At 46.5% G+C, this 17202-nt stretch carries 13 protein-coding genes; 9 read left to right on the top strand and 4 right to left on the bottom strand.

Annotated elements, in window-relative coordinates; translation table 11 throughout:
- Positions 1-20: 20 nt before the first annotated feature.
- Positions 21-1859: a bifunctional lysophospholipid acyltransferase family protein/GNAT family N-acetyltransferase gene (locus MVI27_RS02445; RefSeq protein ID WP_246959095.1), complete on the bottom strand. Its 1839-nt coding sequence runs from the start codon at positions 1857-1859 to the stop codon at positions 21-23.
- An 8-nt stretch (positions 1860-1867) separates the two neighbouring features.
- Positions 1868-3109 carry an aspartate kinase gene (locus tag MVI27_RS02450; RefSeq protein ID WP_246959096.1) on the bottom strand — a complete coding sequence of 414 codons (1242 nt, stop codon included), beginning with the start codon at positions 3107-3109 and terminating at the stop codon, positions 1868-1870.
- Positions 3110-3336: 227 nt separating this feature from the next.
- Between MVI27_RS02450 and fbp the strand changes: the two genes are divergently transcribed.
- Positions 3337-4353, top strand: coding sequence for a class 1 fructose-bisphosphatase (gene fbp / locus MVI27_RS02455; protein WP_246959097.1), 1017 nt, complete (start codon positions 3337-3339; stop codon positions 4351-4353).
- Positions 4354-4407: 54 nt separating this feature from the next.
- Positions 4408-5418 (top strand): o-succinylbenzoate synthase, encoded by a 1011-nt coding sequence (gene menC / locus MVI27_RS02460; protein ID WP_246959098.1) that lies wholly within the window; start codon positions 4408-4410, stop codon positions 5416-5418.
- On the opposite strand, the gene MVI27_RS02465 is transcribed toward menC, so the two are convergent.
- Positions 5415-6389 carry a YpdA family putative bacillithiol disulfide reductase gene (locus tag MVI27_RS02465; protein ID WP_246959099.1) on the bottom strand — a complete coding sequence of 325 codons (975 nt, stop codon included), beginning with the start codon at positions 6387-6389 and terminating at the stop codon, positions 5415-5417. The genes menC and MVI27_RS02465 overlap by 4 nt on opposite strands.
- 44 nt (positions 6390-6433) lie before the next feature.
- Positions 6434-10627: a T9SS type B sorting domain-containing protein gene (locus tag MVI27_RS02470; RefSeq protein ID WP_246959100.1), complete on the bottom strand. Its 4194-nt coding sequence runs from the start codon at positions 10625-10627 to the stop codon at positions 6434-6436.
- Between the two features lie 392 nt (positions 10628-11019).
- Here MVI27_RS02470 and MVI27_RS02475 point away from each other — a divergent pair, with 392 nt between their 5' ends.
- The 7 genes from MVI27_RS02475 (at position 11020) to MVI27_RS02500 (ending at position 16942) form a co-directional block, all read left to right on the top strand.
- Positions 11020-12693 carry a glutamine--tRNA ligase/YqeY domain fusion protein gene (locus MVI27_RS02475; RefSeq protein ID WP_246959101.1) on the top strand — a complete coding sequence of 558 codons (1674 nt, stop codon included), beginning with the start codon at positions 11020-11022 and terminating at the stop codon, positions 12691-12693.
- Positions 12694-12879: 186 nt separating this feature from the next.
- Complete coding sequence (locus MVI27_RS02480) at positions 12880-14049, top strand: thioredoxin family protein (protein ID WP_246959102.1); 1170 nt, start codon at positions 12880-12882, stop codon at positions 14047-14049.
- 9 nt (positions 14050-14058) lie between these two features.
- The gene (locus MVI27_RS02485) at positions 14059-14685 is read left to right on the top strand and encodes a DUF3575 domain-containing protein (RefSeq protein WP_246959103.1); all 627 of its coding nucleotides are present in this window, start codon (positions 14059-14061) and stop codon (positions 14683-14685) included.
- A 2-nt stretch (positions 14686-14687) separates the two neighbouring features.
- Positions 14688-14891, top strand: a complete 204-nt coding sequence (locus tag MVI27_RS02490) for a hypothetical protein (RefSeq protein ID WP_246959104.1) — start codon at positions 14688-14690, stop codon at positions 14889-14891.
- Positions 14892-15148: 257 nt separating this feature from the next.
- Complete coding sequence (locus MVI27_RS02495) at positions 15149-15688, top strand: hypothetical protein (RefSeq protein ID WP_246959105.1); 540 nt, start codon at positions 15149-15151, stop codon at positions 15686-15688.
- Between the two features lie 584 nt (positions 15689-16272).
- Complete coding sequence (locus tag MVI27_RS11835; RefSeq protein WP_266213246.1) at positions 16273-16407, top strand: hypothetical protein; 135 nt, start codon at positions 16273-16275, stop codon at positions 16405-16407.
- Position 16408: 1 nt separating this feature from the next.
- The gene (locus MVI27_RS02500) at positions 16409-16942 is read left to right on the top strand and encodes a hypothetical protein (protein WP_246959106.1); all 534 of its coding nucleotides are present in this window, start codon (positions 16409-16411) and stop codon (positions 16940-16942) included.
- The last annotated feature ends 260 nt before the right edge of the window (positions 16943-17202 follow it).

Genomic DNA, 17202 nt, shown 5'->3' on the forward strand with positions numbered 1-17202 from the left:
TTTCTTTTTAAAAGCTGACCTTACTGATTTTCAGCCTCATTATTTTCCTCCCGGCGCATCTGTTCGCTCATTTCTTCCAGTACCGGTTTGATGGTGCTCTCCGGCAGCTCGCTGATCCGGATGTACATTAAACCATCAATCGCATCATTAAAACTTGGGTCCACATTAAACGAAATTACTTTCGCATTCTGCTTAATATATTTTTTAATGAGCACCGGCAAACGCATTTCCGGTTCCAGGTCGTCGATCACTTTATCCAGCTTGTTAAGATCCGCCTCCACATCATCAAAAAACAAATGCTTATCTCGTTCCTTTAGTTTTACTTTAAATTCATGCTTGGGATGCACATATTGCGCCACAGCAGAATCGTAATAATTGGAGCGCATAAACTCAATCATCAGCGACTTTGAGAATTCAGAGAACTTATCGCTGATGCTGACGCCGCCCATCAGGAATTTATGTTCAGGATTACGCAGGCACACATGTACAATGCCGCGCCACAGCAGGAATAAGGGCAAAGGACGCTGCTGATATTCCGTGGAAATATAAGCGCGGCCCATTTCTATCACCTTTCGGAAGAACGGCCGCAGTTCGGGATCAAATTCAAAAAGCGAACTGGTATAAAAGCCCTGTAAGCCGTGTTTTTTCATCACCTCGCTGCCCAGCGCCATACGGTAGGCGCCCACCAGACACTCCGCCTCGCTGTCCCAAAGGAAAAGATGGTGGTAATGCTCATCATATTCATCCAGGTCAAAAGGAAGGTTGCTCCCCTCACCTACCTGACGAAAAGTAAGTTCGCGCTGCCGGCCAATCTCCCGCATGATAGACGGGATCGCTTGGTACTGCGCAAAATACACTTCATAGTTGGCATTGCGGAACATCATTTTATCCTCTTTCTGCAGGGCTGCTATTTCGCGCAGGAGATCTTCCTTCGGTGTGGGATCAATGATATTCTGCACAACATTCGCTTCCTTCATCAGCGGGAAATTCAGCTTCAGGTTGGGCAGATTAAGCCGCTCAGCCAAGGACTTTCTTTTGTCGTAATAGGATTTAAGCAAATGGATTTTCTTTTGCAGAAACTCACCCATTTCTTCCACGCTGTCATGATCTTCCAGCATTTTAACCGACACCGGTTTGCCGATACGCACGCGGATGGGTTCTTCGCGCTTGTTCATCATTTCCGCCGGCAGCAGGAGTGTCTGCAAATCGGGGTGTACTTTCGCTACCTGATAGAAAAGGCGGCTGTTTTTTGCATGAAAGTACATCGGCACTACCGGAACTTTCGCTTTTTTAATCAGTTTCAGCGCCGGTGTTTCCCAGGCTTTTTCCAGCACTTCACCATAGGAATTATTCATGTTAGAAACTTCGCCGGCCGGAAAAATGCCCACGCAACCGCCTTCCTGCAAATGCTGAAGCGTACCGCGCATGCCGGACGCACTGCTGCGCAATTCCTTTCGTTTTTCAAACGGATTCACCGGAATAACATACGGACGCATCGGTTCAATTTTTTCCAATAAGAAATTGCCCATAATTTTAAAATCAGGACGAATCTCCGTCAGAATTTTTGTCATTAAAATCCCGTCGATCGCGCCCAGTGGGTGGTTGGACACCAAAATAAAAGGACCGGTTCTGGGAACGCGCGCCAGGTCTTCTTCAAAAACAATGTATTTCAGTTCCCGCTCGCGAACAAAGGAATCAAAAAAGTCCGGGCCTTTCTTATCTTTCAGCACGTCATACAACTTATTCACTTCGTTCAGTTTCGTAAGCCGCATCAGCGCAGATGCTACCGGATTTTTCAGAAAGCCGATGCGCGAAAGGCCACTGGCCTGTATCAGGTCATTTTTGGAAATAAGGCTCATGGGCACTTTTATTTAATGACTACCTGTACCGTCTTGCGGGAAATTTGTTCCAGCAAAACATTGCGGTGCAGATAATATTGGTTTGACTGCTCTAAATTAGCATTTCTTATGGTAAACAAAGAAACCCCATCGGTCACCTGAATTTCAAAACCCTGTTCCAGGTCACGCGCAAAATCTGCCGTGTGGCCGTATAAATCTTCTACACACAGATCCAGCGAAATGGCGGAGTTCTGCATTAGCGAAATTTTAATTTTATATTTCGCCAGCAGTGAAAAAATCAGGCTCATGTGTTCCTCTGCGATAAAGGAAAAGTCGCGCGTGGCAATCCGCAGGAAATGCTGATTTTCTTTTAAAATAAAGGATTCCTTCAGCACAGGATCTCCGCCGCTTCCTACGCGCGTTCCGGCCTCTTCTGGCTTCACAAAAGAGCGCACGAAAAAAGGAATATTTTTCTGCTGCAGAGGCTGCAGGGTTTTCGGGTGGATAACACTGGCTCCGTAATAAGCCATTTCAATTGCTTCTTCGTAGGAAATATGCGTCAGGAGTTCCACGTCCTTAAACTTGCGTGGGTCACCGGTCATCACGCCGGGCACATCCTTCCAGATCGTCATCGAGTCGGCGCCGAGACAGTAGGCGAAAATAGCCGCTGAATAATCTGACCCTTCGCGGCCCAGTGTTACGGTGTAATTATTGGCATCCGAACCAATGAAACCTTGCGTAATATAACAGGTGTTACGGTCGAGTTTCTGAATTCGGCTTTCCGTTTCTGCCCAGTTTACATTTGCTTCACGGTAAGTATTGTCTGTCTTAATGTAATCCCGCACATCGTTCCAGTTGACTTTAAAACCAATACTGTTCAGATAGGCGCTCAATAGTTTGGAGCTGGCCCATTCGCCGCTGCTTACGACCTGATCATAGATAAAATTATAATCCGGCGACTTATTTCTTTCCAGGAAGAAAATAACTTCCTCAAAAAACTTCTGAATCTCAGCAAATAAAGGATGGTCTGTTTCTGTAAATAGTTCAGCTGCTACCTGCAGATGATTTTCTACAATAGCCTGCAGAAGTTCCTGATACGGCTGCTGATCCGCATATGCGCGCACGACCGCTTCCAGCGCATTGGTGGTTTTCCCCATAGCGGAAATGATGACGACACGGCCGCCTTGCGGCTGCATTCTGAGAATTTCGGCAACGTTTCGGATTCCGTCCGCATCTTTCACAGAAGCTCCTCCAAATTTAAAAACATTCATGGGCACAAAGATTTACAGCAACACAGCAGAGAAAAGCACAGGCTGCCGGGCGCAAAATTAATGATTTCCCGATGGATATCAGCGTGGTTGTACAAGACAAATCATGTCTGAAGAATAAAGCAAAAGTTCAATCCGTAAAGCTTTCAGGCTATTCGTTTTAAGCGGAAATTCATAGTCCGGATATAAAAGAATTTTCCGAAATTTGCGCAAATCTAAAAGTAAAAGTAATGTCAGAACAGTCGTTTCAAACCCTCGGTGAATTTATCATTGATAAGCAGGAGGATTTCATGTATTCTACCGGTGAACTCTCCCGCCTGCTCAGCGCCATCCGCCTGGCTTCCAAAGTGGTGAACCGCGAAGTAAACAAAGCAGGAATTGCAAATATCATCGGCAAAGCCGGCAATGAAAACATCCAGGGTGAGGAACAGCAAAAACTGGACGTTTTGGCCAATGAAATCTTCATCGAAGCCCTGTCCCAGCGCGAGGTGGTCTGCGGCATTGCTTCCGAGGAAAACGATGACTTTATTGAAATTCAGGCCGGCTGCAATGCGCATCTGAGTAAATATGTGGTATTAATAGACCCGCTGGACGGCTCCTCAAATATCGACGTGAATGTTTCTGTGGGAACTATTTTCTCGATTTACCGACGCGTTTCTGAACCGGGCACACCGGTGGTGATTGATGACTTCCTGCAAAAAGGAGTGAATCAGATCGCAGCAGGATACGTTGTTTATGGTTCCTCTACCATGATTGTGTTTACAACCGGCCGCGGCGTTAATGGCTTCACGCTAGACCCGAGCCTCGGCACTTATTACCTGTCGCATCCCAACATGCAGTTTTCACGCACAGGAAAAATTTATTCCATTAATGAAGGAAATTATATTAAGTTCCCGCAGGGCGTAAAAGATTATTTAAAATACTGCCAGATGGAAGAGGATGGGCGCCCGTACACTTCCCGCTACATCGGCAGTTTGGTTTCCGACTTTCACCGGAATATGATTAAAGGCGGAATTTATATTTATCCTTCCACTTCGCAATCACCGAACGGAAAACTGCGCCTGCTGTACGAATGCAACCCGATGGCATTTATTGCAGAGCAGGCGGGCGGCAAGGCAACCGACGGTTTCCAGCGCATCATGGAAATAGAACCTACGGAACTGCACCAGCGCGTCCCGTTTTTCTGCGGCAGCTACGAGATGGTGGAAAAAGCAGAAGAATTTATGAAAAACGCCGAAACGAAATAATTTTTTATTTAAATCAATACATTTGTCAGAGCCTAACGCTCTGACATTTTTTTTATGAAACAAGCTACTTACCGTCGCCATGAGTTGATTTTTAAACGACCGGGCGGCACTTCGCGCGGCATTTTAAAAACGAAAGAAACCTTTTTCCTGGAAGTAACCGAAAATGGCAAAACCGGTTTAGGAGAATGCGCCGTCTTTCGTGGTTTAAGTTATGACGACACACCGGATTACGAAGAGATGCTGCAATGGCTATGCGATCACATTAATGAAGAAAAAGAGCAGCTTGAAACTGCGCTTACAGAGTACCCTTCCATTTGGTTCGGCTATGAACAGGCACTTCTCAACCTGAAACATGGAAGCGACCTATATTTCCCCAGCGCTTTCACGAATGGTGAGGCTTTTATAAAAATCAACGGTTTAATCTGGATGGGCAATGCGGCTTTTATGCAGGAGCAGATTCAGGAAAAACTGCAGCTGGGCTTTGATTGTATTAAATTAAAAATAGGCGTTAACTGGAGGGAAGAATGGAACATCCTGACGCAGTTGCGGACACAGTTTCCGGAAGATCAACTGGAACTTCGGGTGGATGCCAATGGCGGCTTTACCCCAATCGAAGCTATTGAAGTGCTGCAGCAACTCTCCGATTTGGGCATACATTCGATTGAGCAACCCATTAAAGCGGGGCAGGCCGGAGAAATGAAAAAACTCTGTGCCACCACGCCCACGCCGATTGCACTGGATGAAGAACTGATCGGGGTTGTAAAAAATGAGGATAAAATTGCGCTGCTGGAAAACATCAGGCCGCAATATATTATATTAAAACCTTCGTTGGTCGGTGGAATTTCCGGAACGGATGAATGGATAAACGCCGCGGAAGATTTGCAAATTGGCTGGTGGATTACCTCCGCGCTGGAGAGCAATGTAGGACTGAATGCAATTGCGCAATATACATACACGAAGAACCCGATGCTTCCGCAGGGACTGGGAACCGGCGCGTTGTTTACAAACAACACGCCTTCGCCGCTGGAACTCACCGGCGATGAATTGAGGATGTGTAAAAGCTAAACGGTCTTATTTTTACGTATAATATCGGCCATGATTAAATTAGCGTGAATGCGCGAGTTTTCTATAAACCATAAATGGGTATCCATTCCGCCGCAGACCACACCTGCCAAATATAATCCCGGCACGTTGGTCTCCATGGTTTTTTCATCAAAAACGGGATTAAGGCAATCGCCCTGTAATTCGATGCCGCAGCGCGACAGCAAGTCAAAGTTGGGCAGATAGCCCGTCATCGCCAAAACAAAATCATTTTCAATTTCCTGCGTTTTGCCGTCGGCCGTGCGGAACACTACGGACCGTTCTTTAATTTCCAGCAGTTCTGCGCCGAAGTGTGCGGCAATACTTCCTTCCGCAATCCGGTTGTCAATGTCCGGGCGCACCCAGTATTTTACGCTGTCGGAAATGGTTTGATGGCGTACAATCATGGTAACCTCTGCCCCTTTCCGGTAGGTTTCCAGCGCAGCATCCACGGCGGAATTACTACCGCCGATTACCACGACTTTTTGTGCAGCATACGGATACGGTTCCGAATAGTAATGTTTCACTTTCGGCAAATCCTCGCCGGGAATATTCATTAATTTGGGAATATCATAAAAACCGGTCGCGAGGATGACGTGTGCCGCTGCATATTCAGCTTTATTGGTTTTTACCTGAAAACCCTCTTTGCGCTTTTCCACCGTCTGCACTTCTTCGTACAGATGCAGCCGGATTTCACGCTGGCGAGCAATGCCCTGATAATATTCCAAGGCCTCGCGCCGCCCGGGTTTTGGTGCAGTAGAAATAAAGGGAATTCCGGCAATTTCCAGTTTCTCCGCCGTGGAGAAAAAAGTCATATACAGCGGATAATTAAAAAGTGAATTCACAATGGTTCCCTTTTCAATAATCAAATAACTCAATCCTGCTTTTTCCGCCTCCAGCGCACAGTTCAGACCGATCGGACCTGCGCCTACAATAATGACATCCCAGTTTTTCATACTGCAAAGATACGAACCTGCTTTTTTTCGTTTCAGACCTTACATTAATTTCGGTCTTTCACCATAATCCAGCCGGTGAAGACGCGGCCGTCTGCCAGTGTCAGAACGTACCAGTAGGAATCAGTCGGCACGACACGTGAGGCGGTTTTCCCGTTCCATTCCAATCGGGTGGCGCTGTCCTGTTCATAAATTTTCTGCTGGTAACGGTTGTATATTTTCAGATTGGTTGTTTTGCCGTCGAATACATATAAATCGTCAATAACCCAGGTGTCATTCCGGCCATCGTCATTGGGCGTAAAGGCATTTTTCACATTTAAAATCAGGCCCTGCTTCATTTCGCCCAAACATTCGCGATCCGCAAACTTCACGTAGAAATCGATGACGCCTGCCGGCAAATTGGTAAAGACATTGCTTTCCTGGAAGTTTTTACCATCGATGGAATACAAAATTTTCCGGCTGCCGTTAGCAATTACGGTGTAGGTATTTCCTTCCGCCACCAATTTCGTAATAACCGGAACTTCGTAGGCAAATACTTTTACCGGAGCGGTAAACGTGCAGCCATTGCGCGCCGTGACGGTAAGATGGTACGTTCCCTCACTCTTCACGTTCGGAAGTTTCGCCGTGGTGCCCACTACCTGATTCGCCGGGTTGCGCCATTCATATCCGGTGAGGTCTAATTCTGACAGGTCCGGTGCGATGGTAATCGGAACGCCCGGGCAGAAATATTGGTCCGGAACAGTGAACATCGGCGTAGTCCTGAGCTTCAAAGTAATTTCTGATTTTTCAGGGCAGAAACCGGGTGCATTTACTTTGACCACAACGGTATTTCTGCCGGATTTCTGGTTAAACAGATACGCGTTCGGTACCAGAATCTGGTTCTGATTTTTCTTTAAATCCTCAAAAGTCGGATAGTAGGTAAACTGCGCGGTTCCGGCAAACAATTGTCGTTCAAACTGTGTCAGATCCACGGTTTCCAACTGGTCATTACCCGCATCACATTCATCAATAAGATAAGGGCCCGGATTGAGGGTTACTTTTTTACCGGTCCGAAGATCCACCGTCGCAACATCAAAACAGCCGGGAATATTTTCCACGCGCACCCAGATTCGGGTCAGAGACGGCTCAAATTCAAACTGAGCAGGATTTTCAATTTGATTTACATTCCGCTCTGCGTCTGCTTTCGTTTTATAAAATTTAAAAATATTGTTCTGGCTGGCCTGATACACCATACCGGCCGTATGCGCTGTAAGATCCAATTCATATAAACCATCCAGGTTACGGTCGCAGATATCAGCAATGGTTGAATTTCGTGCTTTCGGCGGCATATAGCTCTGAAGTTCCACCGGCGCTACGGAATAGCAGCCATTTGTTTTGGAAGTAAACCTTGCCCAAACAGTAATAAGCGAGCGCGCTGTTACAAAAGGACTCTTAATTTGCGGGCCGCCTGCGTCCGCAGCTTCTTTTGTTTTATGATACGTTATAGTTAAATCCGATAAAGGATAGGTATTTTCCGCCGGCTGATATAATTGAGAAACTGCGTCGGATAACACGAAAGATTCATTATTATTGAAATCATAATCACACTTCTGAAGTGCAGCTGGCTGCAGCACAATAGCCGGCAGGAAGTGAAGCCTGATATTAATTTCGCTGGCGGAAGAACAGCCACCAGCGTACGATACGCGTACAAATACTTTCCCGGCACCGGCCACCACGTACGCTTTGGGATCAGAAATCGGTTCACTAAACGCATGGGTATCCGGGTTATACTTTTTAAAATAAGCAAAAGAAACGCCTGCATCGCTAAATATTTCCTTTTCCATCACCGCCAGATTCACCGGCTCTTCGCCATCGTTATTATTATCACACACTGCGTTTTTAGTCAGGGTGACAACCGGCTTCACATCAGGCGTTGGTGTTAATTTAATCTCAATCGGGAATATATTAAAACAACCATAGCTCGTGATTCTCACATACAAAGTAAGTGTACCGTTCACTTCTGCTTTGCTGATAGGACCGGTATTACTATTCGCCTGATCCTGGGTTTTAAAATAAGAAACCACTGCATTCTGATTTCCGGCAATCTCTTTACTATAGTCAGCTAAAGTCACTTCCTCCCGGCCATCATTTTTCAGGTCACAGGCGGTGAAGGCATCTTTGGCAATGACCACGTGCACCAGGTTAACAGTCAGTCGTTTCACCGCAAAGCAATCGGTGGCATCGGCAAACCGGATATAGAAAACCTTGGTAATCAGATTTCCGTTATCCGTAATCAACTGCTGTGGCGAAATTTCATTCTGATTTTGTTCGGCATCTGCTTCCGACTTGAAATATCCGGTGGTAATCCCTACGGGCGACTGCTTCAGCATCAGCGGTGCATATTGGGATAAATCAACCGCGACATCTTCGGTTCCGTCGAAACAAAGGCTCGCGGTATAATGGATCGATTCTACTTTGGTAAAGAAAACATCCATTTCAATAACCGCAATACTATAGCAACCGGCACTGTTTTCCACGCGGGCATAGACTTCATATTTTCCTTCCCGAATGGTCGTCAGGCTTGGGCCGCTGCCACTGAGTGCCTGCGCTCTGGTTTGGTAGAATGTAATCGTAAAGTCAGGATTTGTAGTAATCTTCGGACCGACTACGGCAAGAAAATCGTACGGTTCCGTATTGTCTCTTTTAAAGTCGCAGGTTGAAACCTTCACTTGTATCGGCGATGTGATATCAGGCGACGCCGTAAAGTTAATGGTAACCGGCCCGAAAACCTGATTACAGTTCTGTGTCTTATAATTCACAAATAACTGCATTCCGGCCGTCAGGTCCGCGCGTTTCAGCTCGTTTGTACCGGCAGTTGCATCCTGCTCTGTTCTGTAGTATTGCAGCGTACCGTTCAGCGGTGCCGCAAATAATTTGTCATTTAACTGAGCCAGCAGATAATTACGTTCAACGCCATCATTTTCATTATCACACAACGTCACCTGATGGGTAAGCATACTTTGTGATATAAGGTTGAAATTTAGTTCGGCCACGCGATAGCAATCGGGATCGCCGGGGTTCTGAACACGCACATAATAGGTGCGGGCGGCAGTTACCTGCGCTTGGTCGGGCTGTGGATTCGCACCGCTCACGGCATCATCCCCGGTTAAGTGGAAAGTGAACAGCAAATCATCCGGATTCTGACTGGTGAGCTGGCTGCGGTAATCGCGCAGGTTCACCGTCTGGCTGGCGGAGCCGCAAAAAACATGGTTGTAATTTCGGGCCAGCGGAAAATCCGGCGCGAAGGTTACCGTGGCTGTATCTTCGAGCACAAAATCCTGCGCCCCGCACAGCGGATAGCTGACTTTGGCAGTGTATTTCTTATTCTGGTCCGGGCATACCGTTACCGTATCACCGGAACCGACCTGCTTGCCGGTTTCATCAAGCCAATGAACGGAAGGCGTAACAGCATCGCCGGAAGGAGCAAAGCGGTATGCTTCATTCTGCGCCATCCAAACACCGGAGTTTCTGTCCTCCGGTGAATAACCGACGGTACGATCGAAATTAATAATCCCGATTAAGGCATTTTTAAATTTGGCCGTACTGCAGGGCAACGGCTTGTTCTCCACAAAGATTTCGATGATGTTCGAACCTTCGTGCAAGACGATCTGGGAAGATATGAGCTGTTCGCAGCCAACCAAGCGCCCGCGATAAAAATTAACCACAAGTTTGCGGCAGGGTGCCACGCCGGTAATACTGTAATAAATCTCGGAATCATTATCCGGCCGGAACACCATATCGTTGAAGGCCCCGAAAATACTGGCACGCGGAAGTGCCTCGCTAGGGTTCTGTTCCTCTACATTCGGATAATTAATGGACCCAAACTGCGCACTTTCAAACGTCAGCATACCGTTGGTTCCGATCACCACCTCGCGGTAATTATTGCCAAAGAAGCAGAAGTCAAAAGGCAGCGTTACTTTCTTCAAAAATAAATCATCCGCATCCGCGTGCAGCGGTGTTCCTTCGTTGAATTGTCCGTACGGCTGGAAATTCGCAGGCGATACTTCATAGGTCTCCGTACGGTGAAAGGTGGGATACGCCACTTTAAGGGAGAGACACTCGCCCTGCAACGGATACGCACAATTAATCAGGACATCCTCATTCCCGAGCGCATCCGTCACTTTTGCATTATTGCAATACTGCTGAGCCGGCATCAGAGATGCAAAGCAGAGGCTTATAAAAAAGAGTACTAATTTCTGCATGTTGGTTTTGGTTATTAATGACACAAAAACGCCGCAGAAACCGAGAAAGTAAACCAAGGCAGATTAAGGCTCTGCCGGGCACATGTACTCATTTTTTTTCATCAGATAATCAGGATTGATTGTTGTGTTTTGAAGTTGTGTCCCTTCTCAATTCCCGTTGTAATCATAATGCCGTAATGGCAAATTATGCACCATTCAGTTATCAACCTGCTATGCCAAAACCTTTATTACAAAGTCTTTTTACAGCCATATTATGATTATGCTTATTTTTTGTCGGTTTTTAAGAGTGCAAATTTCAGCAAATAATCTGAATCTGCATAGCACTTTTTGATGCAGTTACATGATTTTTAGCATACTGCAGTTTTGCGTAAATTTGCCGCAAGAACATTTCCATGGAAGAAGAAAAAAGATCCCTCAATTTTATTGAACAAATTATAGAAGATGACCTGGCAGCGGGTATGCCGAAAGAACAACTGCGCTTTCGGTTTCCGCCGGAGCCGAATGGTTATCTGCACATCGGCCACACCAAAGCCATCTGTATTAATTTCGGGCTGGGCGAAAAATATAACGCACCGGTCAATCTGCGGTTTGATGACACCAATCCCGAGAAAGAAGAACAGGAATTCGTGGATTCCATTAAAGCTGATATTGACTGGCTGGGTTTCAAATATGATAAAGAAGTGTATGCTTCTGATTATTTCGGACAGTTATATAAGTGGGCGGTGCAAATGATTAAAGACGGGAAAGCCTACGTGGATGAGCAATCGTCGGAAATGATTACGGCGCAGCGCAAAACGCCATTTGAGCCCGGCATTGAATCACCATACCGCAACCGTCCCGTGGCAGAAAGCCTGGACTTGTTTGAAAAAATGAAAAACGGAGCGTTCGAGGAAGGCAGCATGTCACTGCGTGCAAAAATCGATATGGCTTCACCAAATATGAATATGCGCGATCCGGTGATGTACCGGATCCTGCGCCGGCCGCACCACCGTACCGGTACCGACTGGAAGATTTATCCGATGTACGACTGGGCACACGGAGAGTCTGATTATATCGAACAAATTTCGCACTCGCTGTGTTCGCTGGAATTTGAAAACCACCGTCCGCTGTACAACTGGTACCTGGATCAGGTGTACGCTGAAGGAACCGTGCGCAACAAACAGCGCGAATTTGCCAGGCTGAATGTTACCTATATGATAACCTCCAAGCGCAAACTCCAGAGGCTGGTGGCAGAGAACGCCGTGACCGGCTGGGACGATCCCAGGATGCCGACCATTTCCGGCATGAGAAGGTTGGGTTATACACCGGCCGCGCTGAAGAACTTTATTGACCGTGTGGGCGTTGCCAAGCGTGAGAACATGATTGACATTCAGCTGCTGGAATTTTTTGTGCGCGAAGACCTGAACAAAATCGCAACCCGGGTGATGGCCGTGGTGGATCCGGTGAAACTGGTGATTACCAACTATCCCGAAGGCCCGGAAGAATGGCTGGAAACGGAAAACAACCCGGAAGACCAAAATGCCGGCACACGCCAGGTGCCTTTTTCACGGGAACTGTACATCGAGCGCGAAGACTTTAAAGAAGAAGCCAACAAAAAATTCTTCCGTTTGAAACTGGGCGGTGAAGTGCGCCTGAAATCTGCCTATATTATTAAAGCAGAAAGCGTAGACAAAGACGAGAATGGCGAGATTACGACCATTTATGCGACCTATGACCCGCTGAGCAAATCGGGCAGCGGCACGGAAGAAAGCTTAAGAAAAGTAAAAGGTACCCTGCACTGGGTTTCAGCAGCACATGCCCTGCCGCTAGAAGTCCGCATCTATGACCGACTGTTTACCCATCCGGAACCGGACGCCGAAAAAGAAACTGATTTCATGGACCTGCTGAATCCGGAAAGTTTAAAAACAGTACAGGGATTTGCGGAACCAAGCCTGAAGGATGCCAGGGTAGGCGCACCGTATCAGTTCCAGCGCATCGGCTACTTTACCAAAGACCGCGACTCCAGCGAGGAAAAACTGGTATTCAACAGAACGGTTACCTTAAAAGATTCTTATAAACCAGAATAAAAACTGAAACTCCGGCCGGCCCGGAGTTTTTTTTTGTGAGTATACCATATTTCGTAATGCACGCTTCTTTCTTACTAATTTCAATTGACTGCGTCTGCCTTGTTTAATACAATGAAAGCCACGCGTTTTCTGCCTACTTTATTTTTTATAAGTATCTTCGCAGGAAATTTTCACACTAAAAATGCAATGAAAAAGGCCCTGTCTCTCGTTCTTTTCTGTACAGCCGTTTTATGGTACGCGCAGGAGGGAATCACGTTCCGCGACGGCGATTTTAAAACCGCGCTCGCACAGGCAAAAAAGGAAAAGAAACTCATCTTCATGGACGCTTTTGCTGCCTGGTGCGGCCCATGTAAACTGATGGAGAAAAATGTGTTTACGCAACCGGCTGTCGGTAAATATTATAATGACAATTTTATCAACGTGCGCTATGATATGGAAAAAGGGGAAGGCCGCGAAATCGCTCAAAAATATGGCGTGCGTTCCTATCCTTCCTTTTTATTTCTGAATGGTGATGGCGAAGTCGTGCTTCAAAGCTATGGCTATATGGTGGAAAATGATTTCCTGCAGGTCGGCCGGGAAGCCAATCAGCCGAAACTTGCCACAAAATCCTCACGCGAACTTTTTAACGAAGGAGAGAAAAATCCTGAACTGCTGCTGAACATGATGCGTGCCAATGCACAGACCGATTATGATTTTGCCAAAAAAGTATCTGAGCGTTATTTTCAGGTTAAAAAAGGTCAGCCGCTGACGCGTGATGAAATCGGCACTTTGCTTTTCTTCCTGAAATCACCGGATGATGCGAACTACGCTATTTTCCGCGAACGGAAAGCTGAGATCGAGCAGATCATGTCACCAGATATTTACCATCAGTTTGATGTGAATATTAAAATCTCCGCGGTAATGGAAAAAGCAGTGGACCAGACGACAGGTTTGATTAATGACGCTTACTTCCGGCAGCAAGCCACACCGCTGGTCGGGAAAACCGATGCTGAAACGGCATTGCAGCGAATGAAGGTGATTTATTACCCGACCATTGGAAAGTTTGACGAATATGAGCAGGCCGCCCTGGCATATTATAAAAACACCGAAGAATTTAATCCGGACGAGCTCTTGAAAGCCGCCTGGATTTTCAGCGAATATGTGAAGACGCCCGCTTCCCTTAAAAAAGCGGTGATCTGGGCCGAAAAAGCCGTGATGAAAGCCGAAAGTGCGGATAATACATTTGTGCTCGCACGTCTTTATGCTAAAACTGGAAACAAAGAAGGCGCAAAAATGTACGCCGAACAATCCCTCAACCTCGCTGCCCGCACCGGTGCCGATGCTACCGCTGCCCGCCAATTGCTGGAAAGCCTGTAACAATTACCTGTGAAAAAACTGCTGCTATCTGCTGTCCTCGTGCAGTCTGCGCTCCTGAGCGCTCAATCGGAACCCGTTTCAAAAAAGCCTGAAAACGTTATAAAAGCCAATGGGGTGTTTCTGCCGGCAGGAATCCTGAATGCCGCGTTGGAACATCAGCTCGGTGAGAAGTACACTCTGCAGGGCGACGTTTTTATTTCACCATGGAAATCTTTTTTTGGCCGTTATCTGCAGGTATATTCTGCCGGCGTGGAAGGCCGGTATTATTTTACCGAAGCTTTTGATAAATGGTATATGGGCGCCAATATTTCCGGTATCCGTTTCATTATGGAAAAATGGAATTACTGGGGCGACGGCACGTATCAATATAAAGAAGGTCAGCCTGTTTATAATGTGAAAGACCTTTACCAGGATGGTTTCGGTTTTATGTTGGGCGCAACCGTCGGCTATCAGGTACCGCTCAGCGAGCATTGGAAGCTGGATTTCTTTCTGACCGGCGGCAGCGTGCAGACTTTCTATAAAGGCAAACACAAAACGCTGCCCGTTCGCTACGATGACGAACCCGGCCGCACCTGGAACCGCAGCGGCGAATGGCTACCGTACCGCGGCGGCATTATGATTGGATACACCCTTTAACTATGGATATTAAAAGCACCCGATACCTTATTATTGCGGCCATTACGTTTGTGGTCCTTTTCCTGTTCAATTATCTGGGCAATCAGCTCCCCGATAAGCTGGAGCGCGCGCTGATGACCGCCTTTGCCGGCGTGGTGGGCCTCACCATCGGGATGTGGTTTGTACACCGCAACTCGAAGGATGACACGCATCATGATTTTGATTAAAAAAGTACCGCTTTAACTGGTACTTGCTACTAAAGACTTCAGACGCAAGCTCCTGTTGGATTATTCCTGCGAATGATGTTCTGCGTTTATCTGCAAACGCTTTCTCGAGGCCATTTTTTTTCTTTTATGATTAGGCGGACATTTCGCGCTGTACGCTCCTGCGCAAGGGTCGCAAGTTTCACTCGTTCCGCTTCTGGCCTATTATTTAATTTTATAATCTTAAGCAGGTTAAGTATGGAACATTAAAACATGATTTTATGAAGATCACAACATTCTTTTTAACATGCATTTGTTCATTTATAGGTATGCACTCAGCTGCGCAAAGGACAGTGGACGCTACTTTTCCACAAAATAACAAATTACTGTATGACAACGAGGAGCTCGTTTACTCCTTTACAACAAAAAATCAGAAAAAGGTCGTTATAGCAAAAGACAGAAGCAACCGCTATATCCAATACCGGTATGGCAGTTCAGGAAAAGTTGAACTCGAATTTCCGAAGGATCGCACCCCGGAAAGCTGGAATAGGTTTCAGTATAACTCCTATCGCAGAGGTGGTGGCAAACAAAATGCAGGGATGGAAATAGATAATCTCCGATTTTCAAACAATGGGTACACTTATCTGATATACAGAACCTATTTTTCAGAAGATGACACCAAAAGCGCCGGAATTATAATTACCGACCCGCAGAACAAAGAAGTCAAAATCAAAGGCATTCCTCAGACAATAAAAGGTTGTATCTGCAATCTTGAGTATATAGGCCTTATTGAAAATACAGACATCGGACTAAGCTTTTAATCCGGAAAGAAAATGCTTAGCATTTGTTTGAAAAATCTTTGCATTACCAACCACATCATATTTTTGGAAGCGGAGGTTTGTGTATTGAACTACGCAATCTTGAAAACAGTATAATAGGCATAATCATTGGGGCGGACATTTCGCGCTGTACGTTCATACTCCTCGCTCGGTCGGGTCCGCTGCGCTCCGCCGCCTCGCTGTGGGGTAACCACTGCCATCGCGGCCGCGGGAAGTGCAACTTGGGTAAAGATCTGTTAATTGACGGTAATATCGCTTCTCTTAAGAAACTGCTCTGCTTCACACGCTATCGCTTGCCATCCGCATCACGTAGCGACATGGCCTGAGTTACGGTCTGAACTTTGCTCCGGCTTCTCCATGCAGCATTTGCGGTTGTTTAAGTGCCAACGAAACCTGCAGGGCAATTTTAATCTGTTGTTTAAATTCTTTAATGAATGTCAGATGATTGTTTTGAGGTTTGGTCCTGATTTTAGGTAACTAGAAATTTGTTTCATTTACCTATTTTTAATTGACCAAAACAGCGCGATGCACACGCAGTCATAAAAATAATTATAAGATCCATCTATATGAACCAGCCTCCCATTGACGAGAATTCCGAACGCAGCACACCCTCCGGAAAAACACCGTTTGAACGCAGCCGTTTTGGCGGCACCGTGCGTACTCCGAAAACAGAGGACGAAGTTCCGGTATCCAAAAAGTGACTTGGGCAGGGGCGCTGAAGAACTGTCGCAGAACAAAACGACCCAGGTGAACTGGAGCGTGCTGATTATTTCTTCGCTGGTCATTACCGCCTTTTCAGTCTGGGCGATCATCACGCCGGGCCAGGCCAGCGCAACCATGGAACGGGTGTTTCGCCCGGCGCTGGACGAAGTGGCCGCCGAGTTTCGCGGCCAGGGCTATGAAGCCGAACGCCGGAACGCTGATCACGATAAAACGGTATCAACCATTGACTCCACCCGACCGTCGGATCAGCTGCTGCGGGTTTCCACGGAAAGCGGCCACGACTTCTACTATCAGGTTGCCATGATTCCCACGCCTACCCCAACCTTCAGCGGCAAAATGGCTTTGGATCACGATGTCTATTATCGTCTCGAAGTCACCACCCAAACCGGCTCGGGCGGCTACGACCTGATGGGCCTCACCAAACAACAGGTCATTGATGATGTACTGGAGCAGTATGAAGCGTATTTAACGTATGTGCGGGAATTGGGTGAAGGAGGTGATCTCAAGACATAGCATCAGCGATGATCGCAATTTCGAAGCTTTCGAATAGAAATTAGACAAAGGCTTGCTGATTATGTTGATATCAATTTACTACCAAAAAGAACTACTCTCTTGCACTCTAATTAATTTAAGATGAAGAAGAACCTGCAGGCATTAAATTAATTGATCCTGCATTGAAGAAAAAATTTGGAAATAATTGAATTAATAAACGAGCGCACGCAATATAAACTTCATTATATTTAACTGCTAATAATATAGTATTATTTACTGCA

The sequence above is a fragment of the Chryseobacterium salipaludis genome, assembly GCF_022968825.1.
Lineage (GTDB): Bacteria > Bacteroidota > Bacteroidia > Flavobacteriales > Weeksellaceae > Kaistella > Kaistella salipaludis.